This window comes from Flavobacterium humidisoli (assembly GCF_023272795.1).
Classification (GTDB): Bacteria; Bacteroidota; Bacteroidia; order Flavobacteriales; family Flavobacteriaceae; genus Flavobacterium; species Flavobacterium humidisoli.
In genome coordinates this window covers 1,694,192-1,720,100 of sequence record NZ_CP096829.1, presented here as the reverse complement: position 1 = coordinate 1,720,100, position 25,909 = coordinate 1,694,192, and the positions used below count along the sequence as shown (strand labels likewise).

The following is a 25,909-nucleotide window of genomic DNA, read 5'->3' as shown; positions in this document are numbered from 1 at the left end:
AGTCGAAAGTCGAAAGTCTTTCCTTTCGGACTTTAAGACTTTTGACTTTAGACTAATTTAATCTGCTATATTAGGGTTTAACCATTTCATTGCGTAATCAAGTGGTACATTTCGGCGTTTGGCGTAATCTGTGACTTGATCTTCTTTTATTTTTCCTAATCCGAAATATCGGCTCTTTGGGTTTCCGAAATAATATCCTGAAACCGAAGAAGCCGGCCACATCGCCATACTTTCTGTCAAAGTAACTCCAATTTCTTCGGCTACATTTAAAAGCTTCCAAATCGTTGGTTTTTCCAAGTGATCAGGACAAGCCGGATAACCTGGCGCAGGACGAATTCCTTTATAATTTTCTTTAATCAATTCTTCGTTGGTTAAAGATTCTTCTGAATCATAACCCCAGAAATCCTTACGAACTTTTTCGTGAAGATATTCGGCGAAAGCCTCAGCAAAACGATCTGCAAGCGCTTTGACCATAATCGAATTGTAATCGTCTAAATTCTTTTCATATTCCGCAGCCCATTCGTCAACACCAAAACCTGTGGTTACACAAAAAGCTCCCATATAATCTTCTATTCCGCTTTCTTTTGGCAGAATAAAATCGGCTAAAGCGATGTTTGGAGCGCCTTTTGTTTTTTGTGACTGCTGGCGAAGCGTTAAGAATTTTTCTAAAACTTTTCCGTTTTCATCACGCAATTCGATATCGTCATCATCCACCTGATTCGCAGGGAAAATTCCGTAAATACCTTTTGCTTTTAGTTTTTTCTCTTCTAAGATTACTTTAAGCATCGCCTGAGCATCTTTGAAAACAGATGTTGCTTGTTCGCCCACAACCTCATCCGTTAAAATTGCCGGATATTTTCCGTACAATTCCCAAGTCTGAAAAAATGGCGTCCAGTCGATATACGGAACCAAAACATCCAATTCAACTTCTATGGTTTGTGCACCAATTACTTTTGGTTTAACTGGAGTATATTCACTCCAATCCAATGGTAATTTATTTTTACGCGCATCTTCAATCGTTAAGAAGTTTTTATCTCTCGAACGATTTAAAAATGTTTCTCTAAACGAATCGTATTCTGCACGAATATCGGCTGCATATATTTTTCGGTTATGATCTAATAGATTTCCTGCAACGGTAACGGCTCTCGAAGCATCGTTTACGTGAATTACAGTTTCTCTATATTGAGGAGCAATTTTCACCGCGGTGTGCGCGCGCGAAGTAGTTGCACCACCAATCATAATCGGGATTTTAATATCTTGTTTGTCTAATTCTTTGGCCAAATAAACCATTTCGTCAAGCGAAGGTGTGATCAGTCCACTTAATCCGATAATATCTACTTCATGTTCAATAGCCGCTGCAATGATTTTTTCTGGAGGAACCATTACACCTAAATCTACAATCTCATAATTGTTACAAGCTAAAACCACCGAAACGATGTTTTTTCCAATATCATGAACATCACCTTTTACGGTTGCCATCAGGATTTTTCCGTTTCCTTGTTTATCTCCAGCTTGTTTGCTTGCTTCAATAAAAGGCAGCAAATAAGCAACCGCTTTTTTCATTACACGAGCCGATTTTACAACCTGTGGCAGGAACATTTTTCCGCTCCCGAATAAATCTCCAACGACATTCATTCCAGCCATTAAATTGATCTCGATAACTTCAATTGGTTTTGTTGCTGCCAAACGGGCTTCTTCTACATCTTCTTCAATAAAAGCATCAATTCCTTTTACCAAAGAATGTGTAATACGATCCTGAACAGATCCTAAACGCCACTCCTGAATGGCTTTTTCATCGCTTTTTACTTCACCTTTTACATTTTCTGCAAAATCTAAAAGTCGTTCTGTAGCATCATCACGTCTATCTAAAATTACGTCTTCAACGTGTTCTAATAAGTCTTTCGGAATATCATCATAAATCGTAAGCATCTCTGGATTCACGATTCCCATCGTCATTCCTTCTTTAATTGCGTGATACAAAAACACCGAGTGCATCGCTTCACGAACAACATCATTCCCTCTAAACGAGAATGAAACGTTACTCACTCCTCCACTAATATGTGCGTGTGGTAAATTCTCACGAACCCATTTTGTTCCTCTAAAAAAGTCCAAAGCATTCAGGCGGTGTTCTTCCATTCCTGTTGCAACTGGGAAAATATTCAAATCGAAAATAATATCCTGAGGAGGAAAACCTACTTTGTTTACCAAAATATCATAAGAACGTTGGCAAATCTCGACTCTACGATCGTAATTATCGGCCTGACCTACTTCGTCAAAAGCCATTACAATCGCCGCCGCTCCGTAGCGTTTGATTAATTTAGCATGGTGAATAAAGGCTTCTTCTCCTTCTTTTAACGAAATCGAGTTTACAACGCTTTTCCCTTGTACTACTTTAAGACCCGCTTCGATGATTTCCCATTTCGAACTGTCAATCATAATCGGCACTCGCGAAATATCTGGTTCTGCAGCAATTAAATTCAAAAATTTAGTCATTGCAGTAACGCCATCCAACATTCCCTCATCCATATTAATATCGATGATTTGTGCTCCTCCTTCTACCTGCTGCCTTGCAATATCAAGCGCCTCGTCATATTTCTCTTCCTTGATTAATCTCAAGAATTTTCTTGAACCTGTTACATTCGTACGTTCCCCAACGTTTACAAAAACACTTTCGGGCGTAATAATCAATGGTTCTAATCCTGATAATACAAGGTCTCTTCTTTTTTCTGCCATTTTTTTTTAAGTTACTAAGATTCTAAGATGCCTAGATTCTGAGTTTTTTTTATTCTCTTTTGTTTCCTGCAAGGTTTTGAAAACTTTGTAGGTATTTATGTTTATTAATTTGGGCGTGTCCCTCCGGGCCGGGCTATCCGTTACAAGTCCTCGCACTTCCTTCGTCAGGCTGTGGGCTTTTCACTTCTATCCCTCACGCAGACTCGGTTAAAACAAACAATCTATTTTCCACGATTTCAATTGTCATTTTTTTCTACCGATGATTTGTTCCTACGGAACATTTTATTCTGAATTCAACCTGCAAGGTTTTTAAAACCTTGCATAAGCGAAACTTTAGGCAATAACCGGCGCAACCCTCGGCTTATAATCTTTCGCAACCTCAGCCATTAATCGAATATGATCTGGCGTTGTTCCGCAACAGCCACCGATAATATTGATTAAATTATCTTCTAAATATTCTTTGATAAAAGCTTGCGTTTGCTCTGGCGTTTCGTCGTATTGTCCGAAAGCGTTTGGCAATCCTGCATTTGGATGTGCCGAAACATTAAAACTTGTATTATGTGCTAATGTTTTTAAATACGGTTTCAATAAATCGGCTCCAAGAGCACAATTGAAACCAACACTTAACAACGGAATATGCGAAACTGAAATCAAAAATGCCTCAACAGTTTGTCCAGAAAGTGTTCTTCCTGAAGCATCTGTAATGGTTCCTGAAACCATAATTGGAATATCCAGATTACGTTCTTCCTTCACTTCTTCAATTGCAAAAAGTGCTGCTTTCGCATTTAAGGTATCGAAAATCGTTTCTACTAAAAGTAAATCGCATCCTCCATCCATTAACGCTTCTACTTGTTCTTTGTATGCAATTCGCAAATCGTCAAACGTTACGGCTCTGTAACCTGGATCGTTTACGTCTGGTGACATACTTGCCGTACGGTTTGTTGGTCCGATTGAACCAGCTACAAAACGTGGTTTCTCTGGATTTTTTGCGGTAAACTCATCAGCAACTTGTCGTGCGATCTTTGCTGATTCGTAGTTTAACTCGTAAACCAAATCTTCCATATGATAATCAGCCATACCGATTGTCGTTCCTGAAAAAGTATTGGTTTCTACAATATCAGCACCAGCTTCAAAATAAGCAGCGTGAACAGCGCGGATGGCTTGTGGTTGTGTTAGGGATAATAAATCGTTGTTTCCTTTTAACGGATGCAGGAAATCTTTGAAACGCTCTCCTCTAAAATCTTCTTCTGAGAAATTATAGCGTTGCAACATCGTTCCCATTGCTCCGTCTAGGATTAGGATATTTTTCTTTATTGCTTCTTGTATCGTAATTGCCATATTCTTTTGCCGCTAAGCCACTAAGGCACAAAGCTTTTTTAATTATAATTTTGAAGACTCTATTTAAACCTGACAGTCCCGAAGCTTCGGGATTGAAAACCAGTCTGGTTTAACCTTCGATATTTTTTTCACATTAATTCCAAAAGTGCACTATTGCTGGCTCATTAGCCCCGATTGAAGTGGAAATCCTTTTGTTTTTTCTTTAAAAAACAAAAGATTGCAACGAAAAGCGGGAACTATTGACTGCAAAAATGCGCCAATGATTCGCTCCTGATACAGAATCTGTTTCAGTAAATATTGTGTGTTGTCTGGAAAAGTTTTGAGAAATACGAGTATGTATTTGTGTTATCTATCTTTAATACTGGAAAATGTCGTATAAAGTAGAATTTAGCACCTTCTTTATGATAAAGGGTTGCTAAGGTTTCATCGGGTCTATCCCTCCGCCTTTCGTGATAACTGACAATAATTTTAAGAACAGTGCAAAGGTATGAAATAGGGATACGATTTGCAAATGTTTTTTTCTAAGGTTCTGAGGTTCTAAGTCGCTAAGATTCTAAGGTTAAAACTTGACTTTGATTTTCAAATATAGCCCGCGGTTTCAACCGCGGGACACGTATTGTGTTAATTCGTTGCACGTTGTTCATGCGTTGGGTTCCAGTGGTTAAAACCACTGGCTATGTTTTTTATGTATTTTTCCTAGAAATTATGCTTTAATAATAAATCCATACATATTCGTTGAGCTCCAGAGGAGCATAATATTTATAGAAAAACAATTATTTAACCAAGCAAAAGCTCCAGCGGAGCGACGACATATATTTCGCTCCTCTGGAGCTCTTTTGCAAACGAATAATTTCTTTTCTATAAATATTTCATCCCTCTGGGATTAATTAAAAAAGCTCAAACTTTTAGTTTGAGCTTTCTATATAAAAATCTTAGTCCCTTAGCACCTTAGTATCTTAGCATCTCAGATTAAACAATCGCTTTCACAACCGCTTTTGGAGCTTCTTTACGAGTTCCGTCGAAACCGTCAACACCAGAAACTGTTGTATATTTCAATACGTATTTTTTACCTGGGTTGATGATTTGGTAAGCTGCCTGGCACATTAAAGTCGCTTCGTGGAATCCGCAAAGGATTAACTTTAATTTTCCTGGGTATGTATTAACGTCTCCAATGGCGAAGATTCCCGGAATGTTCGTTTGGTAATCTAATGCATTGTTTACTTTAATTGCATTTTTCTCGATTTCTAATCCCCAGTCACCTATCGGACCTAATTTTGGAGTTAATCCGAAAAGCGGGATGAAATAGTCGCATTCGATTTTACGGTGTGCTCCGTTTTCTTCAATATCTAATGATTCTACGTGTTCAGCACCATTAATTCCGATAACTTCTGCTGGAGTGATTAATTTAATTTTTCCAGCTGATTTTAATTCCTGTACTTTTTCTACAGAATCTAGAGCTCCTCTAAATTCATTTCTACGGTGAATTAAAGTTACTTCTGAAGCTACATTTGCTAAGAAGATACTCCAGTCTAAAGCTGAATCTCCTCCTCCTGCAATTACTACTCTTTTATCTCTGAATTTTTCAGGATTTTTGATGAAGTATTTTACTCCTTTATCTTCATAAAACTCGATATCTTCGATAAGTGGTTTACGAGGCTCAAAACTTCCTAAACCTCCAGCGATTGCGATAACTGGCGCGTGGAATTTAGTTCCTTTATTTGAAGTTACGATAAATGTTCCGTCTTCTTGTTTGTCGATGGTTTCTGCACGCTCGCCTAAAGTAAAACCTGGCTCAAATTGTTTGATTTGCTCCATTAATCCATCAACTAAATCTCCAGCTAATACTTCTGGGAATCCAGGAATATCATAAATTGGTTTTTTTGGATATAACTCTGATAGTTGTCCTCCTGCTTGTGGAAGAGCATCTAAAATGTGGCATTTTAATTTTAACAATCCTGCCTCGAAAACGGCAAATAAACCTGTTGGTCCTGCTCCAATTATAAGTATATCTGTTTTAATCATTATGTTGTTGTTTATAATCATTCTTAATAACACAAAGAAACGAATAAATCCTTGTACTATCAATGATTTTTATCATTAATTTCTTTCCGAAACTTTTTTACTCTTTATTTTTTAATGAAGAGGTAATCTCATTCATTCTTTTAACCTTTTCTTCAAAATTACCTTTGAGCGTTTTTCGGTATTCATTCAGGTTCTCAACCATTTGATTGATATCTTCTGGAATTACTTCTTCAAAAAACTCTCGAAGTCTTTTGGCTGTTGTTGGCGATTTTCCGTTAGTCGAAATGGCAATTTTTACATTTCCTTTTGTTACGATTCCGCCCAAATAATAATCACATAAATCTGGCGTGTCGGCGATATTACAAATCAAATAACGCTTACGTGACAAATCGTATACTCTTTTATTCACTTTTAAATTGTCTGTACAGGCAATTACCATATGACGTTTTTTGAGCATTTTCTTTTTAAACTTCGATTCTGTCAATTTAATCGAAGGATGCTTTTCGGCTAAAACTTTAATTTCTAAATGAAAATCGGGCGCTACAACCTCAACATTTGCATTTGGACTTGATTTTAGCAAGAAAGAAAGCTTTTCCAGACCTACATTTCCTCCGCCCACAATCAAGACATTTAGATTGTGAAGTTTTAGAAATATGGGATATAATTCGTTTTGTTCCATGTTACTCTTTTTTCATCTAACCAAAATTAGACGATTTACCAATCAAATATTCCTAACGGAACATTTTTGTTGGGAACATTTATTTTTTTTCTACTACCGATGAAATGTTCCTAACAGAACATAAATTCTAACGAATTTCTTCTTTTGATAGAAATTCTTCGTAAAATCCTTTTAGTTTATTGCTTTCTCTTACAACTTCTCCAAGAACAATAATCGCTGGCGAACCTAATTCTTTTTCTTTTACAACTTCTAAAATTGAATCTACTGTTCCTACACCAACCTTTTCTTCAGCAGTTGTTCCGTTTTGAATGATGGCAACTGGTAAATTTCCTTTATCTTCTTTTTGAAACAAATCGATGATTTGAGGCAATTTGTGCATTCCCATCAAGATTACAACTGTTGCAGAAGATTGAGCTGCCAAAGCTACATCTGCAGATAATTTTCTATCAGATGTTGTTCCTGTAATAGCCCAAAAGCTTTCTGAAACGCCACGTTTTGTAATCGAAATTCCCTGACTTGCAGGAACTGCCAATACAGATGAAATTCCGGGAACTACGATAGTTTCAATTCCGAAACTTTCTGCAAATTCCACTTCTTCACCACCTCTTCCAAAAATAAACGGATCTCCACCTTTTAATCGAACTACGTTTCCGTAAGTCAGCGCATTATCCACAATCAATTGATTGATTTGATCCTGCGTATAGGCATGATTGCCGATTCTTTTTCCAACAAAAATTCTAATTGCATTTTTTGGTGCGTAATCCAGAATTTCTTCATTGGCCAAAGCGTCATATAAAACCACGTTGGCTTCAGCCAATGCTTTTACAGCTTTGAGCGTAAGTAAATCGGGATCTCCCGGACCTGCACCGACTAAAGTTATTTTTGGTTTTATATTAAGCATTTGCTAATTCTTGAGCTCTGAAAGTTTCAATTTTGTCAAAGAAAACTACTGCTTGAGCAATATAATCTTTAGCGAAAGCTTCAGATGGTTCGTTTTTATTGATCTGGTAAACCAAATCTTTAAAAGTTGAATTCAATTCGATTTTATTGGTATCAATAAAAACAGTGTCAAACAAATCGACAATTCCTGCATGGTGATTTGTTTTTTGGTTTTCTGCCAATAATAAAGCCTTAGCACCGTTTACAAATCCTGCATAAGCATGGTAAATAGCATCTGACCATTTTTTCTCGTCGAAAGATTCTTGAGCCAAAATCAATTTCTCTTTCGCTTCAAACAATAATGTCGCTACTAAATCGATCACAACTCCCGCACATTCTCCAACTCCAACTGCTTTTACATAGTTGTCTGCGTTACCCCAATCTACAAAATCAGCTTCTGTTAAATTGGTTACATCTGCGAAAGGTTTTAAGATTTCGTAGAAATATTTTTCTCCTTTTGTATCATAATAATCAAGGAATTTTTGTCCGCTTCCGTTAGCGTCAAAATCATTTAAGATGGTACGCAACGCATCAGGACCTCTACGACTAGGAACTTTGATTACTTTATCAGCAAAACGTCCAGCGCCATTTCCTAATCTTCCTCCGCCTAATAAAACTTGCAAAGCCGGAGCAACTAATTTTCCTGAATTAATAGACATTCCTTGGAATCCAATTGCCGACATATTGTGCTGTCCGCAGGCATTCATACAACCCGAAATTTTAATTTCGATTTCGCGGTTGTTTAAATACTGAGGATATTCAGCAGTTAAAACTCTTTCTAATTCTTCTGCAATACCGGTACTACTTGCAATCCCCAAGTTGCAAGTATCAGTACCCGGACATGCCGTAATATCTCCAACTGAATTATATCCTAATTGAACAAAGTCAAGCTTGGCTAATTCTTGATAAAAGAAAGGAAGATTCTCTTCTTTTACGTGACGTATTACAATATTTTGACGCAATGAAAAACGTAATTCGTTTGCTGCGTAATTTTTAATTAATGCTGCTAATAATCTGGCTTTATCAGTATAAAAATCTCCTAATAAAACTTTGATTCCGATAGCATAATAACCGTCTTGTTTCTGCTTAATTACGTTCGATTTTTTCCAAGCTTCGTAAGCTTCGGTATCTTCAATTGTAACTTGTGGAACTTCTAAAACTGGTTCTGGAATTGGACCATCAAAAGCGGTTGTATCTATTTCGTATGTTTCAAAAGCAATGGCTTTTTTCTCTTTTTCAACTAAATCAAGGAAAGCGTCTTTCCCCATTTCTTTGATTAAGAATTTCATACGCGCTTTCATTCTTTTGGCACGTTCTCCGTATCTGTCGAAAATACGAATGATTCCTTCTGCTGTTGGAATAATTTCGTTTACCGGAACAAACTCCGAAAGCAATTCAGCATGTGCTGGCTGAGATCCTAAACCTCCTCCAAACATGATTTTAAAACCTTTTTGTCCGTCTTTAATTTTAGGAATAAATCCTAAATCGTGCAAATAACTCAAAGCCGTATCTTCGTCTGAAGAAGAGAACGAAATTTTGAATTTACGTCCCATTTCCTGACAGATTGGATTTCTTAATAGATATTGAAAAAGTCCGTGTGCGTAAGGCGAAACATCAAATGGTTCGTTTACATCTACACCCGCCAATTCGCTTCCTGTAATATTTCTAACGGTATTTCCACAAGCTTCACGAAGCGTAATATCATCCTTAGCTAAATCAGCCCAAAGTTCTGGTGTTCTGTCTAAGCTTACGTAATGAATCTGAATATCCTGACGCGTTGTAATGTGTAAACGTCCAGTAGAATATTCATCAGAAACCTGAGTAATACGCACTAATTGTTCACTGGTAACTTTACCATAAGGCAATTTGATACGAATCATCTGCACGCCTTCCTGACGCTGTCCATAGATTCCGCGCGCTAAACGAAGACTGCGAAAACGCTCATCATCAATTTTTCCTCCACGGAATAAATGAATCTTTTTTTCTAATTCGATAATCTCTTTCTGAACTACCGGATTTTCTATTTCTGTTCTAAAACTTTCCATTTCTCTTTAGTTGTTGGTTGTCAGTTGTTGGTTGTTGGTTTACTAGCAGAATAACTATCAACTAAAAACCATCAACTATCAACTAGCGAATGAATCCTACTCCTGCTGTTGTGTTTGTTGCAGTATCAATTAAGATAAAAGCTCCGTTTGATTTGTTTTCATTATAAGAATCAAAATATAACGGTTTGCTTAATTTAATGCTTACTTCTCCAATTTCGTTGATTGCTAATTGTGAAGCTTCAGTCGTTCCTGAATAATCAGTTGCAATCGTATTTTTAATACTTTCTACTTTTGCCAAAACCCTATTCGTATTATGTTGTACTAAATACTTTGTTCCTGGAACCAGTTTTTTACTATCCATCCAGCAAACTGTCGTTGTAATATCTTTTTCAATTTTTGGAAGCTCATCTGATTTTACAATCATATCTCCTCTCGTTACATTGATATCATTTTCTAATTCGATTGTAATTGAAGATCCTGCAACGGCCTCATCGAATGTTTTATCGAAAAAGTGAATTTTAGATACTTTTGATTCTGTTAAAGAAGGAAGAACCGTTACGGCATCTCCAACTTTAATTGAATTTCCGTATAATTTTCCTGCGTAACCTCTAAAATCATGGTATTCTTCTGTTTTTGGACGAATAACGGTTTGAACTGGGAAACGTGCTTTTCCAGCTTCAAAAACATCTGAAGCATGCAATCCTTCTAAATGTTCTAAAACAGTTTGACCATCGTACCAAGGCATATTTTCTGATTTATCAACTACGTTTCCGCCGTTGATTGCGCTTAACGGAATATAACTTACGTTTTGCTCCTTAAAAGTGCTTTTTGCATTTAATGCCTGAAAATCAGCTTTGATTTTATTGAAAACCTCTTCTGAATAATCCACTAAATCCATTTTGTTAATGGCAACAATTACCTCTTTTACTCTCAATAAATTATTGATAAAAAAGTGACGGTAAGTCTGCTCAATTACTCCTTTTCTGGCATCAATTAAAATGATTGAAACCTGAGAAGTTGAAGCTCCTGTAACCATGTTTCTTGTATATTCTACGTGTCCAGGAGTATCTGCAATAATGTAACTTTTCTTTGCAGTCGAAAAATAAATATGCGCAACGTCAATTGTAATTCCTTGTTCTCTTTCGGCTACTAAACCGTCTGTCGCTAACGAAAAATCAAGATAATCGTAACCTTTTTGTTTACTGCTTTTTTCGATTGCTTCTATTTTATCTGTAGTCAATGATTTTGTATCGTACAATAATCTTCCGATCAAAGTACTTTTTCCATCATCTACACTTCCTGCTGTTGCTATTTTTAAAACGTCCATTCTAATATTTTTGTTTCAGGTTTAAAGTTTCAGGTTTTGTTTGAAACTTATAATCCGTATGTTTTTTTGATTCTACTTTTTAATTATCAATTGTCAATTATTAATTATCCAATTAAAAATACCCTTGTTGTTTTCTCTTTTCCATTGCAGCTTCAGAACGTTTGTCATCGATTCTGGCTCCTCTTTCAGAAATGGTTGATGATCTGATTTCACCTACCACTTCTTCAATTGTTGCTGCATAAGATTCAACAGCAGCTGTACAACTCATATCTCCAACGGTTCTGAAACGAACAATTCGTTCTTCGATTTGTTCGTCTTCTTCCTGATACACAAAAGGAGAATGCGACCAGATTAAACCGTCTCTCAAAAAAACTTTTCTTTTATGTGAGAAATAGATTGATGGAATCTCGATTTGTTCTTTTTCGATATAACTCCAAACATCTAATTCTGTCCAATTTGAAATTGGGAAAACACGAACGTTTTGTCCATTTTCGATTTTTCCATTCAAGATATCAAACAACTCAGGTCTTTGATTTTTTTCGTCCCATTGTCCGAAATCATCACGAACAGAAAAAATGCGCTCTTTAGCTCTTGCTTTTTCTTCATCACGACGGGCGCCACCAATACAAGCATCAAACTTAAATTCTTCAATTGCATCTAAAAGTGTTGTAGTCTGTAAGCTGTTACGGCTTGAATATTTACCAGTTTCTTCTACCACTTTTCCTTCATCAATAGCATCCTGAACATTACGAACGATTAGCTCTAAACCTAATTCTTCAACCAATTTATCTCTGAAAGCAATTGTCTCAGGGAAATTGTGCCCCGTATCAACGTGTAATAGAGGAAACGGAATTTTAGCAGGGAAAAATGCTTTTTGTGCCAAACGCACTAATGTAATAGAATCTTTTCCTCCTGAGAAAAGCAAAACCGGTTTGTCAAACTGTGAAATTACTTCTCTGAAAATGTATATCGCTTCACTCTCTAAAGCGTTTGTTTTTAATACTGAACTCATTGTTTTTTTGTTTGATATTTTGTTGTGAAAATTTTGTTTCAGGTTTCAAGTTTCAAGTTTTTAACCTGATCTAAAATCTCCACTCTTTATTCTATAAATCTATTTTTTATTCTCTGCAGAAGTCTTGCCTCTTGCTTCTTTCTTCTACTACTCTTTCTTAGCACTATGAAGCCCGCACTCTTTATGACTAGATTCCCACCACCATCTTCCAGCTCTGATATCTTCACCTGGAAAAATGGCTCTTGTACAAGGCGCGCAGCCAATACTTACGAAACCTTGTTTGTGTAAAGCATTTTGAGGTACATTGTTTTCTGACAAATACGTTTCAACTTCTTCTAAAGTCCATTTTAATAACGGATTGAATTTGATGATTTCGAAGTTTCCGTCGTATTCAAACAAACTTAAATCGTGTCTGTTTTCTGATTGTTCTGCTCTTAAACCTGTAATCCAAACTGAATTTCCTGCTAAAGCTTTTCGTAACGGAACCACTTTTCGAATAAAACAGCATTCTTTTCTGTTTTCAACCGAATCGTAAAAGCTGTTTGGTCCTTTTGTTTTCAGAAGATTTTCTACTGAAGCAGCTTCTGGGAAAAAAACTTCGATTGGTCTTTTGTATTTTTTTAATGTTTTATGAAAAACATCGTAAGTTTCCTGAAATAATCTTCCGGTGTCTAGAGTAAAAACAGTAATATCTGTGTTACTTTTTGCAATAAAATCAGTAATTACCTGATCTTCCTGACCGAAAGAAGTTGAGAAAATTACTTTTCCCGGAAATTCTTTTGCTAAAAAAACTAAGGTTTCGTCAAGCGAAAGATCTTTAGTTTTCTCTAATAATTCTTGCACAATAATCGCACTCATAATTCTTTTCCTTTCTAAAATTATCTTTTACAATAATTTAGATAATGTTTTTAAACTCAATATTATAATTAGAACTCCAACCGCAACCATCATTGGTTTTCTTTTGATTTTATTTACCAAATAAGCTGCTATTGGCGCTGAAATAACTCCTCCTAAAATCAATCCGATAATTATCTGCCAGCCGTGAATTCCACCAAAAAGCATGAAAGTAATTCCACTTGCAAACGAAATGGCAAACTCGGCCGCATTTACAGACCCTATCGTATATTTTGGATTTCTTCCTCTTCCTAACAATGTTGAAGTCACGATTGGCCCCCAGCCTCCTCCTCCAACAGAATCCATAAAACCTCCAAACACTGCTAAAACTCCTAGTTTTTTGGTTTTCTTTTTTACAACACTTTTTCTAAGAGCCTTTCTGATAATTACAACTGCCAGAATAATCATGTAAACCGCAATAAAAGGCTTAATAATATCTCCGTCAATAACATCTGATAATAAATAAGCTCCTGTGATTGATCCTAAAACCCCAGGAATCAATAAATGTTTGACCAATTTTTTATTGATGTTTCCAAAGCGGTGGTGCGAAAGCGCCGATGCTCCAGTTGTAAACATCTCTGAAACGTGAACTGCCGTACTGCTCAAAACTGGCGAAACTCCATAAGCCAATAAAAATGACGTAGAAGTTGCTCCATATCCCATTCCTAAAGCGCCATCTACTAATTGAGCAAAAGCACCAATTAAAAAAAATGCTAAAAGATTTTCATCAAGCCCCTGAACGAAACCATCCCACGAAAATTCAGCATGATGATTATAAATTAATGTAACTGCCAAACCTAACAACAAAACAACAGGTATTACAACCCACAATTTTTCCTTTAATAAAGAATCAGACTTTACTATAGTGCTGTTTAACTTAAGTTCATTTTCCATATTTTAAGAATTGTTTTTTGTTCTTAAAAATCCATTACCCTATCGGCTTAGTAGATTACTTTGCAAAAGTACTATATATTTCGAAATATCAAAACAATATATTTACTTTTTTACATAAGCTATCATCTTATAAACCAAGTTAAAAGAGATTTAAAAAAGAATTAGTGATTATTTTAACAAATTAAATGTTACCTCTTACTATTTTAACAAGATGCTCCAATTTTGTGATCCACAAAAATACACATTTAATCTCTACAAAATCTATAGGATAATTATAAAATTGTTGTTATTTTAGCGGCAAATATTTTTTCATGGATTTTCAGATCGGTCTTGTAATAGCAGGTTTAGCAGTTGGTTTTATTGTGGGGTTAACAGGTGTTGGAGGAGGCTCTTTAATGACTCCTATTTTATTATATTTCGGCATTTCTCCAACAACTGCAGTAGGAACCGATTTACTATACGCTGCTTTTACCAAAGCTGGAGGAATATTTGTACACAATAAAAAAGGGAACATCAACTGGAAAATTACGGGCTGGCTGACTTTAGGGAGCGTTCCCGCTGCTTTAGTAACTTTATGGATTTTACATAGCATTAAAACCGATATAGAAACTGTAAATCGAGTTATTAAGTACAGTTTAGGATGGGCTTTATTATTTACTTCGGTAGCGATAATATTCAAAAAGAAGCTTTTAGTTTTTTCTCAAAAACATGCCGGAGATAAATTTCACAGCGAAAGCACCACTCAAAATATGCTGACAATCGCAATCGGAGTTTTATTAGGAGCAACTGTAACCTTAACTTCTATTGGAGCTGGAGCTTTAGGAACTGTAACTTTATTCTTCCTATATCCATTATTGCCAACACCACGTTTAGTTGGAACTGAAATTGCACATGCTGTTCCTTTAACTTTGGTTGCTGGAATTGGCCACGCTTCTATGGGAAATTTAGATTTAGGATTACTTGGTCAATTGTTGATGGGATCGCTTCCTGGAATATACATGGGAAGCATGTTAAGCGGAAAAGTGCCTGACCAGTTTCTTAGAAATGCAATTGCAGTAATGCTTTTCTTAGCTGGATATAAATTGATTTTTTAAGGCAATTTTTTAAACCATATAAGTCATATAAGTTCATTTAACAAGCTTTCCGCAAAGACTAAAATGAACTTATATGACTTATATGGTTTATTTTTTTTTAGAATGCTATATCTGCCAAAGAGTTGCTTTCTAATATTTTAAGTGTATTATCACGAACTTCTGTCATTAAACGCCTAGCAGCACAAGTAGATTCATCATCGCAATCATCACATCTTTCGTAAAAATTATGACTCGCGCAAGGCAATAATGCAATTGGCCCTTCCAGAATTCGATATACTTTAGCCATGCTGATATCTTTTGGGTCTTTTATCAGATAATAACCTCCACCTTTTCCTTTTTTTGCTCCAAGAAAACCCGAGTTTCTCAACAGCAGTAAAATACTTTCTAAAAATTTTATCGAAATGTGTTCGCTTTTCGCAATTTCGGCAATCTGAACTGGTTCGTTATTTTCGCGTCTTGCTAAATAAGTCAAAGCTTTGATTCCGTATTTTGTCTTTTTTGAAAGCATCTTTATGTTTTAGATTCCAGCTTTTCAAGAGTTAATTGATTGCTGTAAATTATTAAACAACAAAAATATGCTTTTTGTTTGAACAATCACAAAAGAATAAAGTTAAATTCTACTAATTCTATCAAATTACTTCTTTTACTCCAATCAAATCGATCTGATAAAAGATTTCCATATCTTTTTCAAGTTCACTTCTCACTACAACATGAGTTTTTGATATAGAATCATGCCAGAAAGTGCCAGATTTTCCTAAAAATGATAATACATCAAAAGGAATTAAGCGACAAAAGGTACGAATAAGAATCTTAATAAAATTTGGCTTTGTACCCTTTTCAGTAACGACCACGATACCTGTAGCAAATTTCCCCATAGACGCACCAAAAAAACACTCCATAAAAAAATAATTAAGCATCAAAAAAGTAAAAAATGCCACATAAGTAGAATCAGTAACAAATCTTTGCCAAATGGAGAATATATCCCAATTAAAAATATTTCCTGTTATTACAATTACAAAACCAGAAATAAAAATTAAAATAATTGTAAAAATAAAATCAATAATAAAACCTTCAAAACGTTTTCTATTTGAAGCAAGTATTTTTTTATCAAGAATGTAAACTCTATCACTCATAAACTAATCGTCATTAATATTCTCAGTCCAAAACAAAAGTATATTTTTTAGAGAACAATTTTAAAAAAAAGACGATTTTCAACAGTAAAACTTACTATCAAAAATCGTCTTTATATATTAGAAATTGAAAATCTAAAATCTTAAGTCTAAAATCTAAAATTTTAAGCCAACGCTTGTTTCAAATCTGCAATTACATCTTCAACAGTTTCCAAACCAACAGAAACACGAACTAATCCTTGTGTGATTCCAACTGCCAATTGATCTTCTTCAGATAATTTGCTGTGTGTTGTTGAAGCCGGATGCGTAACAATTGTTCTTGTATCTCCAATATTTGCAGATAATGAGCAAAGTTGAATTGAATTCAGGAATTTTCTTCCCGCTTCGATCCCACCTTTAATTTCGAATGCGATGATGTTTCCACCAGCTTTCATTTGCTTTTTAGCAATTTCATATTGCGGATGCGATTTCAAGAATGGGTATTTTACGCTGTTTACATTCGGGTGACTTTCTAAAAACTCAGCAACTTTTAAAGCATTTTCGCAGTGTCTGTCAACACGAACGGCAAGTGTCTCTAAACTTTTTGAAAGAACCCAAGCATTAAAAGGTGATAAAGCTGGACCTGTGTTTCTAGAGAACAAATAAATCTGTCTGATTAATTCTGCGTCTCCAACAGTAACTCCGCCTAAGACGCGTCCTTGTCCGTCGATTAATTTTGTTGCTGAATGGATAACCAAATGTGCTCCAAATTTAATTGGCTGCTGTAAATAAGGTGTTGCAAAACAGTTGTCGATTATTAAAATCAAATTGTGTTTTTTAGCAATATTTCCTAACAGTTCTAAATCGATTACATCCACTCCTGGATTTGTCGGAGATTCGGCGTATAATATTTTGGTATTTGGCTTAATAAAACTTTCGATTGTTTCTGGCTTATTGATTTCGAAATAAGAAGTTTCGATATTCCATTTTGGAAAATAAGTCATAAACAAAGCGTGAGTAGAACCAAAAACACTGCTTGCAGAAACAATATGATCTCCAGAATTTAACAATGCTGCAAAAGTAGAATATACTGCTGCCATTCCTGTTGCAAAAGCGTAACCAGATTCGGCACCTTCCATTTTGCAGATCTTGTCTACAAACTCCGAAGTGTTTGGATTGCTGAAACGGCTGTAAATATTTCTTTCTTTTTCTTCTGTAAACGAAGCTCTCATATCTTCAGCATCTTCAAAAACGAAGCTTGATGAAAGGTACAAAGGCACCGAATGTTCTAAATATTGAGATCTCTCTAATTGTGTTCTTATGGCTTGTGTTTCAAAACCAAATTCTTCTGTATTCATTGTGTTGTTTTGTTTTTGTTTTTTTGTTTCAAGTTTAAAGTTTCAGGTTATCAATGAACTTAAAATTCAAACTTTTTAGAGAAATTATCTAATTCTCTAATTAACTAATTTTCTAATTCTTACAAAGCTTCGTTGTTCAGGACAACTTTGTATTTAATTGTTACCGTTGGCTCAACTGTTTTGGCAACAGAACAGTATTTCTCGAAAGAAAGCTGCGCTGCTTTTTTGGCTTTTTCTGGATTGATTTCTCCTTCTAAATAAAAAACCACATCGATTTCTTTAAAAGGTTTTGCTTCTTCGATTTGAACTCTTGTTCCTTCAACCTCAGCGTTAAAAGAAGTAATTTCCTGACGCTGTTTCTTTAAAATCGAAATCATATCTATAGCGCTGCATCCTGCAACCCCCATTAATACCAATTCCATTGGACTTGCTCCTAAATCGCTTCCGCCAAATTCGGCTCTGCTGTCAACGTCAACTATATGTCCGCGTTCATTTTTTAGTTTAAAATGAAATGCGTCATTTACTCTGTTTAAGGTTACTTTCATTGTGTTGTTATTTTTTTGTTTTGTTATAGTCTTGTAAATCTAAAATCTCAAGTCTAAAATCTGCAATCTAAAATCGTGTTATCCTTTATCCGACAATCTCAAAATATCTCCGAAAACTCCTCTTGCCGTTACCGCAGAACCTGCACCAGCTCCTTGAATAACAATTGGACGATCTCCGTAAGATTCTGTGTAAATTTCGAAGAAAGAATCAGAACCTTTTAATCCGCCTAATGCAGTATCTTTTGGCACTGAAACTAATTTTACTTCAAGATTTCCTTTGTCATTCTGCAAATCTCCAGACAATTCCCCAATATATCTCAACACGTGATTTGGCTGCTGTTCTGCTTTTATTTTAGCATAAATTGGGTCGAATTCTTTTAATTTCGTCAAGAAATCGGCAGCACTTCCTTCACGTAAGTGTTCTGGAATTAAATTCTGAATTGAGATTTCTTCAAATTCATTTTGCAAATCTAATTCTCTAGCTAAAATTAATAATTTTCTACCAACATCATTTCCGCATAAATCCTCACGCGGATCTGGTTCTGTATATCCGTTATCAATTGCTTCTTGCAAGATTTCGCTGAAAGGCGCATCTTTCGCAGAGAAATTATTGAATAAATAACTTAATGTTCCAGAGAAAACTCCTTTAATTTTTGTGATATTTTCTCCTGAAAGGTGCAATAATTTAATGGTATCAATTAACGGTAAACCTGCACCAACATTGGTTTCGTATAAGTAATTCTTTTGGTTTTCTGCCAAAGCTTTTCTTAATTCTTTATAAAAACCGTACGTCAAAGTATTAGCCACTTTATTCGAAGAAATCAAATCGAAACTGCTTTCTACAAGCGGAATATAATTCTCAACGAAAGTTGCACTTGCAGTATTATCAATTGCAATTAAGTTCTCTAAATGATGTTCGTTTGCGTAAGCTATAATATCTTTAATGGTGTAAGCTTCACCTTTAGCCGCGATATCATTTTTCCAATTGCTAGTAACGCCATATTTGTTTAAAAGCAGTTTTTTAGAATTTGCTATAGCGAACACATTCAGCTTAATATCTTTACGCTTTTCAATTGCCGCAGCCGATTCTAAAATCTGATTGATTAAAGTTCCGCCTACTAATCCGTGGCCAAAAATCGCGATATTTATTTTCTTAGAAACACCAAAGATCTCTCCGTGAATTACATTTAAGGCTTTATTTAATTCTTCTTTTTTAACAACCAAACTCACGTTTTTGCCCGTTACAGTATTGTTAAACAAAATCGGAACAATTTTATTTTTGATTAAAGCGGTGTATGGTTTATGAAAAGTGCTCAAATCCTGCCCGATAATCGAAATTACCGATACATTATCTGTCACGGTAATTTGGTTTACGTCTTTTGAATAAAAGTCGTTTTCGAACTCTTTTTCTAATTCCACCATTGCAAGTGTAGCTTTTTCAGTCGCTACAACCAAGCCAATTCCTCTTTCTGAAGATCCTTGCGAAATGATACTCACACTGATATTGTGATCTCCCATTACTTTAAAAATTCTGGCATCGACGCCTGCTTTTCCTAGTAATCCACGTCCTTCCAAATTTACAAGAGAAACATTTTCTAAAACAGAAAGCGTTTTAATTCCTTCTTTAGAAGAATCTGAAGTAATTAAGGTGCCGCGATTTTCGTGGTTGAATGTATTTAAAATACGTAATGGAATATTCTTTTCCAACAAAGGAATAATCGTTTTGGCATGCAGAATCGTTGCGCCAAAATTTGCCAGCTCATTTGCTTCATTGAAAGATAAATATTCAATTTTCTTAGCATCGGCAACCAAATCTGGATTTGCCGTATAGATTCCGTCTACATGCGTGAAGTTTTGTAATTCTTCAGCATTTAAATAATTTGCGATTAACGAAGCGGTATAGTTACTGCCATTTCTACCTAAAGTAGTTGTGTCGTTGTTGTTGTTTGAGCCAATGAAGCCTGTAACTATATTAACCGTTTCGCCATTATGTTCTTTAAAATAATTGACTACGTTTTTCTTTGAAAGCTGTTCCAAAGGTTGTGCATCACCAAATTTAGAATCGGTTTTCAACAATTCTCTTGTATCTACAAAATTGGCTGGAATTCCTTTTTCCAATAAAATAGCCGTCAATAATTTAGCCGAAAGCAATTCTCCTTTTGACAAAATCTGATCTTTGATTTTTTTGCTGTAATCTCCAATTAAACTTACGCCTTCAAAAAGCTTATCTAAGACATTGAATTCTTCCGATAAATCTACATTCGGATAATCTGATATTTGATATTTTTTAAAATTCTCTAATAATTCCTTGTAACTGCCGTTTTTAGCAGCAATGCTCAAAATAAACTCCAATTCGTCTGTAGCATTTCCGCGTGCAGAAACCACAACGGCAATTTTTTCACCTTGACTTACTTTATCAGAAATGATTGAAACAACTTTGTTAAGTCCTTCTCCGTTTGCTAACGATTTACCTCCAAATTTTAATACTTTCATTTTATTTCTTTATTGTTTCTGCCTTAAAAATATCGGCAAGTAAATGATCTAATTGTTTGTACTCGATTAAAAAAGCGTCATGTCCGTGAACCGAATCAATTTCGCTATAGAAAACATTGTCTTTAAATTTCTTCAATTCTTCGTAGGTTTCTACGTTTTCTTTTGCTGTAAAAAACAAATCCGAATTGATTCCGATGATATGAATTGAAGCCGTCGTTTTAGACAATAAATTTTCAAAACTTTGACTATTTCTAGTAATATCAATTGTTTTAAGCAACTGATTCATTAATTTATAAGAAGACAATTGGAATCTTTTCTGCAATTTTTTCCCATGATGTGCCAGCCAGCTTTCGATATTAAAAATCAAAAGATCTTGATTGATCGTACGCTGAAATTTTTCTTTAAAAGATTCTGGCGAACGGTAACAAAGCATTGCATGTATTCTGGCGTCTTCGATTGGCTTCGAAGAATTATTCAAAATTTGCTCTTGTAAGAAGCAATTTGCAATAAGCCAATCAGTCGATTTCCAGTCGCTCGCAATCGGAATAAGGTTTTCTGTGATATTTGGCGCTAAAGCTAAAATTTCCCAAGCAATTCCACCTCCAACAGAACCTCCAATGATAGCATAAAGCTTTTCAATATTTAAAGCTTTTATTCCTTCAATAAAAATTCTGGCAATGTCTCTTGCAGTAAAATCTAGATAGTTTTCGATTAGGAAAGAATTGCTCCCATTTCCTGGAATATCAAAAGCTAGAATGGTGTAAACAGTAGTATCAATGGTTTTACCTTCGCCAATCAAGTCATTCCACCAGCCGTTTTCGCCAGTAACTTGCGAATTTCCAGTTAAAGCATGATTAACCAAAACAATAGGCGCGCTGTGCAAAGGTTGTCCTGCCAGCGTAAAACTTAATGGTATAGAATGATAAGTTGCACCACTTTCTGTGATGAAATCTTGAATTATAATGGGATTTGGTATATTTTCCAATTTCAAATCTGTTGTATTATTGATTTGTATATGGAAATATTAGAAAGAAAAACTAGGTTTAACTAGAAAAAATCTTGTTGTTATCTTTCCACGTTTGGCGTGGTAGAATGTAGCACCTTCTTCGTTTTACCGAAGGGTTGCTAAGGCTTCATCGGGTCTAATCCCTCGTCCTTTCTTTATAACATTTCAATACGTGTTTGAACTTAACGAGTGCAAATTAACTACTAATTTCGCTAACAAACAAATTTTATGCAAAAGTGTTTGTTAAATTTCTGCGACTTACTTTAGCAAAAACTATTATACGCAAAAATTTACCGAACAAAAATGCCCAGTAAAATTAAGCAGGTTTTCACCTAGTTTATGATACTTTTCTGTTTAGATAAAAAGCGTTTCATTTTCTTTTGAATACATCAAAAACAATAAAGAATTTGGTGCTTTTTTCTCAGCGCTTTTATCTTCCTCTGTGATTCCGAACCTAGGGTGAGCCAATTCGTTTGTTGGCGGCGGATTACTATTTTTTGTTCTTCTATTTTTCAATTTAGAAATTTTTTCTGCGAAGTAGTTCAATTTGCTCATGATATTAAGTTTTAGTTAAGTTGTGTTTTATAATCTTTATTTCTCGTTTATCTTTTTGTTAATTCGTTTTACCGAATAAAAAAACCCTTTTGGATTTTTAGATACCAAAAGGGTTTAAGTTTTTACACTCATATATACTTTTAGTATCAACAGACGTACGCGCAAATAAGCGCGACAGTAAACATCTTGTTCATCTGTAAGGATTTATTCATCTGTGATTTATATTGTATTTTAAATTTTTGCATTTCTATTAAATTAAAAAGCCTCCTAATATTTCTATCGGAGGCTCTTACTATATTTTTATTGTATTCTTACAATTTTTTTAAGCAATAGACACCCCAGCCTCGGCCTTAACCGAAATGGCACAAAACATTTTGTTGACTTTTAAGTTCATTTGATTTCTAGTAGTTTTTGGGTATAACAAATATGCAAATATTTTTTTTATTACACAAATAAAATTCAAGAATTTAATTACAAAATTCGTTGAAAATGTGTTTTTTAACGACAAAAAACATCTTACAAAAACGAAAACGAAATAATAAAGGTAAAAAACCTACAAAAAAGCTAATTTTTTCTTCATGACTCCATTTGACAAATCAATTTATCAAAGAACTTTTTTCTCTTTTTTCTTTTTTTTAACTAAAAAATTAAAGCCAAACGGCTTCTTTGCTCCTAATTCGTTCCGCAATTTTTAGAATATCGGTTATAATTCCTCTTGAAATTGCTTGTTTACATGGTGGAGCACTTTGAATTACGATAGGAATGTCGGCATAAGATTGAGTGAAAATTTCAAAAATGGCATCAGAACCTTTCAATTGTCCAATTGGAGAATCTACTGGTTCTGAAATCAACTTAACTTCCAAAGTGCCTTTTTCTACATCAAACTCACCCACATATCTTAACACATGATTTTCAGCTTGAGTAATTTTGGTAATTTTAAAAGATTTATCGAGAGCATCTTTGTTTAGCACCCCGTTTTTCTCCAAATGGTCTTTGGTTATAAATGGCTTGATTTCAATGTCAGAAAGCTCAAAATCCTTTCCTATTTCTCTGGCCAAGATCAAAAGTTTTCTCGCAGTATCATTTCCTGAGAGATCTTCTTTAAAGTTTGACTTCATTAATCCTAAAAGACTCGCATCTTTTAAAACAGATGAAAATGAAACTTCTTCTGATGAAAATCGATTAAAGACATAACTTAGATTATCAGAGAAAACACCTCGAATTTTTGTGATTTTTTCGCCCGAATAATACAAATCTCTTAAGGTCTGCAAAACAGGAATTCCAGTTTCTACAGAGGTTTCATATAGAAACTCTTTGCCATACTTTTTAAGATCTGCTCGTAATTCTTTATATAAATCAATCGGGAGCGTATTGGCTTTTTTGTTTACCGCTACAATATTAAATCCGTTTTTGATTAGCGTATTGTAATGCTTTACCAATTCATCGCTGGCTGTTGCATCTACGGCAATCAAGTTTTCAAATTCGTTTTCTTGTGCAAATTCAACAATATCTTCTACTTTAAAAGGAACTGCCAATTGTCTAAAATTGGTTTCCCATGCATAACCAACACCTTCTTTCTCAAAAAAAGCAACCGTCGAATTGGTTATTATTGGAAAATGAAAATCGACGTTTTTGCTTTCAAGAAAAAACTCCTGACTTTCGACAATCTGATTAATCAAAGTACTTCCGATATTTCCAATTCCGAAAAGGATAATGTTTATTTTAAGCTTTGACATAATTTCTATTTTTTAATTTTTGAAACCATACAAGGAATGTAAGTTCATTTAATATTCCAACATTTATAAAGTTAGACGCACTGCAGTGCGTCTCTACGGTGCGTTTTTACAGTACGCTTCTTCTAAAATGCACTTATATTCCTTATATGGTTTAAATTTTATAGAGATGCTTTTCATAAAAAATTACCTTTAGCAAAACCACTCGCTAAAGGCAATTTTTCAAACAAAAAACAAAAAAACCTAATTTTTATTGATGCTGAATTGAGAAACATAAACGCTCTCAAAAACAGTTTGCAAATCAGCAATTAAATCTTCAATATCTTCAATTCCTACAGACAGACGAATTAAATCTTTAGAAACTCCTGTTTCTATTTGTTCTTCATCTGTTAACTGTTGGTGTGTAGTACTTGCAGGGTGAATAATCAGCGATTTTGTATCACCAATATTGGCTAGCAGAGAGAATAATTTGGTATCATCGACTACTTTTTTAGCGGCATCAAAACCACCTTTTAATCCGAAAGTGATAATACCGCTTTGTCCTTCTGGCAGATATTCTTTAGCTAAAGCATTATATTTACTTGATTTTAATCCTGGATAATTTACCCAAACCACCTCATCTTGTTTTTCTAACCATTCGGCTAGAGCCAAAGCATTTTCACTGTGTTTCTTAATTCGAATTGGAAGTGTTTCTAGTCCCTGAATAATCTGAAACGCATTAAATGGACTTAAAGCAGCACCAAAATCACGCAGACCTTCAATTCGAGCTTTTGCTATAAAAGCTGCATTTCCTAAAGCTTCATGATATACTAATCCGTGGTATCCTGCAGATGGCTCGGTAAATTCAGGAAATTTTCCGTTTGCCCAGTCAAAGTTTCCAGCATCAATGATAACGCCTCCTAATGAAGTTCCGTTTCCTGCGATATATTTAGTTAAGGAATGAATTACAATATCGGCACCATATTTAATTGGATTCAACAAATAAGGTGTCGCAACTGTATTATCTACTATAAATGGCACTTTGAATGCTTTGGCTTCTGCCGAAATTGCTTTTAAGTCTAGCACATCTAATTTTGGATTACCAAGAGATTCCACAAAAAAAGCTCTTGTATTTTCTTTTGCCGCTTTGGTAAAGTTTTCTGGTTTTAAAGGATCTACAAATGTTGTGGTAATTCCTAATCTTGGTAATGTAACTTTAAGCAGATTATAAGTCCCGCCGTATAAACTATTTGAAGCTACGATATGATCTCCCGCTTTTAGCAAAGTCAATAATGTAGTAGAAATTGCAGATGCTCCAGAAGCGGTTACCACAGCTCCGATTCCTCCTTCAAGTGCTGCCAGACGCTGTTCTAAAACGTCGTTTGTCGGGTTGTTTAATCTTGTATAAATAAATCCAGCTTCGGCAAGACCAAATAAATTGGCTGCATGATCTGAATTGTTAAATACATAAGATGATGTTTGGTAAATTGGCACCGCTCTTGTGCTTCCGTTTTTAGTAACATCGTGTCCTGCGTGTAATGCGTTTGTTGCAAATTTTTGTGTACTCATGATTTCTTAGTTTTTAGGTATTTTTAATACGTTTATATATTGTAATTGATATTGCTTATTGAAATTGCTCTTGAATCTGAAATTGATTTAAGCTAAAATATCTTCAGCTTCTTCTTCAAGATCATATAGATGAAACAGTAATGATTTCTGCGTTTTTATCTGCTGTGCAGGATCATATTTTGGAGTTTCAGTTGATGATTCTTCCGAATTATTATTTCTTAATAAGTATTGAAATGCGATTGTATTTATATCTAGTGTATTCATAATTTAAAATTTAAAATGTTGGAAATAAAAAAGCCCTTTCGGATGGCGACCAAAAGGGCTTATAGTTTAACTATAACAAAGATTGTCTCTTTCACTTTTGGCAACAGCAAATTGGGATGCACATTTGCATCATCTTACAACACATCATATTTCTTTTTGCTATTGTTTTCATTTTTATTTAAAATTTGAATTCGACTATTTTTTAAATTCGACTAATTCGATAGAGTAAATGTAATAAGTATTTTTTTAACGACCAAATTAAAATTGAAATTTTATACTATTTTTTTAAAATCTCTTTCAAGCCTTTTGTATAAAGGCCTG

The 25,909-nt window shown here is 34.7% G+C and carries 21 protein-coding genes and 2 riboswitches; of the genes, 1 reads left to right on the top strand and 20 read right to left on the bottom strand.

What is annotated here, in order from left to right:
* Positions 1 to 57: 57 nt before the first annotated feature.
* From metH to M0M44_RS07720, 10 genes are all read right to left on the bottom strand, one after another.
* Positions 58 to 2,733: a methionine synthase gene (metH, locus tag M0M44_RS07765; RefSeq protein ID WP_248729248.1), complete on the bottom strand. Its 2,676-nt coding sequence runs from the start codon at positions 2,731 to 2,733 to the stop codon at positions 58 to 60.
* Positions 2,734 to 3,066: 333 nt separating this feature from the next.
* Positions 3,067 to 4,071 carry a homocysteine S-methyltransferase family protein gene (locus M0M44_RS07760; RefSeq protein ID WP_248729247.1) on the bottom strand — a complete coding sequence of 335 codons (1,005 nt, stop codon included), beginning with the start codon at positions 4,069 to 4,071 and terminating at the stop codon, positions 3,067 to 3,069.
* Between the two features lie 342 nt (positions 4,072 to 4,413).
* Positions 4,414 to 4,530, bottom strand: a riboswitch (SAM riboswitch).
* Positions 4,531 to 5,040: 510 nt separating this feature from the next.
* Positions 5,041 to 6,093 carry an NAD(P)/FAD-dependent oxidoreductase gene (locus tag M0M44_RS07755; RefSeq protein WP_248729246.1) on the bottom strand — a complete coding sequence of 351 codons (1,053 nt, stop codon included), beginning with the start codon at positions 6,091 to 6,093 and terminating at the stop codon, positions 5,041 to 5,043.
* Positions 6,094 to 6,190: 97 nt separating this feature from the next.
* On the bottom strand, positions 6,191 to 6,772 hold the full coding sequence (locus M0M44_RS07750; protein WP_248729245.1) for a precorrin-2 dehydrogenase/sirohydrochlorin ferrochelatase family protein: 582 nt from the start codon (positions 6,770 to 6,772) through the stop codon (positions 6,191 to 6,193).
* A 127-nt stretch (positions 6,773 to 6,899) separates the two neighbouring features.
* On the bottom strand, positions 6,900 to 7,673 hold the full coding sequence (gene cobA / locus M0M44_RS07745) for a uroporphyrinogen-III C-methyltransferase (RefSeq protein WP_248729244.1): 774 nt from the start codon (positions 7,671 to 7,673) through the stop codon (positions 6,900 to 6,902).
* Positions 7,666 to 9,756: a HEPN domain-containing protein gene (locus tag M0M44_RS07740; protein ID WP_248729243.1), complete on the bottom strand. Its 2,091-nt coding sequence runs from the start codon at positions 9,754 to 9,756 to the stop codon at positions 7,666 to 7,668. Before M0M44_RS07740 ends, cobA begins: the two co-directional genes overlap by 8 nt.
* 82 nt (positions 9,757 to 9,838) lie before the next feature.
* Entirely contained in the window at positions 9,839 to 11,083 is a 1,245-nt protein-coding gene (locus M0M44_RS07735; protein WP_248729242.1) for a sulfate adenylyltransferase subunit 1, read from the bottom strand.
* A gap of 112 nt (positions 11,084 to 11,195) precedes the next feature.
* Positions 11,196 to 12,095, bottom strand: coding sequence for a sulfate adenylyltransferase subunit CysD (gene cysD / locus M0M44_RS07730; protein WP_057117574.1), 900 nt, complete (start codon positions 12,093 to 12,095; stop codon positions 11,196 to 11,198).
* A 147-nt stretch (positions 12,096 to 12,242) separates the two neighbouring features.
* The gene (locus M0M44_RS07725; protein ID WP_248729241.1) at positions 12,243 to 12,953 is read right to left on the bottom strand and encodes a phosphoadenylyl-sulfate reductase; all 711 of its coding nucleotides are present in this window, start codon (positions 12,951 to 12,953) and stop codon (positions 12,243 to 12,245) included.
* Between the two features lie 27 nt (positions 12,954 to 12,980).
* Positions 12,981 to 13,883 carry a sulfite exporter TauE/SafE family protein gene (locus tag M0M44_RS07720; protein ID WP_248729240.1) on the bottom strand — a complete coding sequence of 301 codons (903 nt, stop codon included), beginning with the start codon at positions 13,881 to 13,883 and terminating at the stop codon, positions 12,981 to 12,983.
* Between the two features lie 311 nt (positions 13,884 to 14,194).
* Between M0M44_RS07720 and M0M44_RS07715 the strand changes: the two genes are divergently transcribed.
* Positions 14,195 to 14,977, top strand: a complete 783-nt coding sequence (locus M0M44_RS07715) for a sulfite exporter TauE/SafE family protein (RefSeq protein ID WP_248729239.1) — start codon at positions 14,195 to 14,197, stop codon at positions 14,975 to 14,977.
* Positions 14,978 to 15,074: 97 nt separating this feature from the next.
* Here M0M44_RS07715 and M0M44_RS07710 read toward each other — a convergent pair whose 3' ends face one another.
* From M0M44_RS07710 to M0M44_RS07665, 10 genes are all read right to left on the bottom strand, one after another.
* Entirely contained in the window at positions 15,075 to 15,485 is a 411-nt protein-coding gene (locus tag M0M44_RS07710) for an RrF2 family transcriptional regulator (protein ID WP_008466594.1), read from the bottom strand.
* Between the two features lie 121 nt (positions 15,486 to 15,606).
* On the bottom strand, positions 15,607 to 16,110 hold the full coding sequence (locus M0M44_RS07705) for an RDD family protein (protein ID WP_248729238.1): 504 nt from the start codon (positions 16,108 to 16,110) through the stop codon (positions 15,607 to 15,609).
* Positions 16,111 to 16,271: 161 nt separating this feature from the next.
* Positions 16,272 to 17,444 (bottom strand): trans-sulfuration enzyme family protein, encoded by a 1,173-nt coding sequence (locus tag M0M44_RS07700; protein ID WP_248729237.1) that lies wholly within the window; start codon positions 17,442 to 17,444, stop codon positions 16,272 to 16,274.
* A 119-nt stretch (positions 17,445 to 17,563) separates the two neighbouring features.
* Positions 17,564 to 17,989, bottom strand: coding sequence for an OsmC family protein (locus tag M0M44_RS07695; protein WP_248729236.1), 426 nt, complete (start codon positions 17,987 to 17,989; stop codon positions 17,564 to 17,566).
* 78 nt (positions 17,990 to 18,067) lie between these two features.
* Positions 18,068 to 20,482 carry a bifunctional aspartate kinase/homoserine dehydrogenase I gene (thrA, locus tag M0M44_RS07690; protein WP_248729235.1) on the bottom strand — a complete coding sequence of 805 codons (2,415 nt, stop codon included), beginning with the start codon at positions 20,480 to 20,482 and terminating at the stop codon, positions 18,068 to 18,070.
* 1 nt (position 20,483) lies between these two features.
* On the bottom strand, positions 20,484 to 21,467 hold the full coding sequence (locus M0M44_RS07685; protein WP_248729234.1) for an alpha/beta fold hydrolase: 984 nt from the start codon (positions 21,465 to 21,467) through the stop codon (positions 20,484 to 20,486).
* A gap of 77 nt (positions 21,468 to 21,544) precedes the next feature.
* Positions 21,545 to 21,652, bottom strand: a riboswitch (SAM riboswitch).
* 190 nt (positions 21,653 to 21,842) lie between these two features.
* The gene (locus M0M44_RS07680) at positions 21,843 to 22,043 is read right to left on the bottom strand and encodes a hypothetical protein (protein WP_248729233.1); all 201 of its coding nucleotides are present in this window, start codon (positions 22,041 to 22,043) and stop codon (positions 21,843 to 21,845) included.
* A gap of 647 nt (positions 22,044 to 22,690) precedes the next feature.
* Positions 22,691 to 23,779, bottom strand: a complete 1,089-nt coding sequence (locus M0M44_RS07675) for a homoserine dehydrogenase family protein (protein ID WP_248729232.1) — start codon at positions 23,777 to 23,779, stop codon at positions 22,691 to 22,693.
* Between the two features lie 240 nt (positions 23,780 to 24,019).
* The gene (locus M0M44_RS07670) at positions 24,020 to 25,324 is read right to left on the bottom strand and encodes an O-acetylhomoserine aminocarboxypropyltransferase/cysteine synthase family protein (RefSeq protein WP_248729231.1); all 1,305 of its coding nucleotides are present in this window, start codon (positions 25,322 to 25,324) and stop codon (positions 24,020 to 24,022) included.
* 87 nt (positions 25,325 to 25,411) lie between these two features.
* Positions 25,412 to 25,588: a hypothetical protein gene (locus M0M44_RS07665; RefSeq protein ID WP_248729230.1), complete on the bottom strand. Its 177-nt coding sequence runs from the start codon at positions 25,586 to 25,588 to the stop codon at positions 25,412 to 25,414.
* Positions 25,589 to 25,909: the final 321 nt, after the last annotated feature.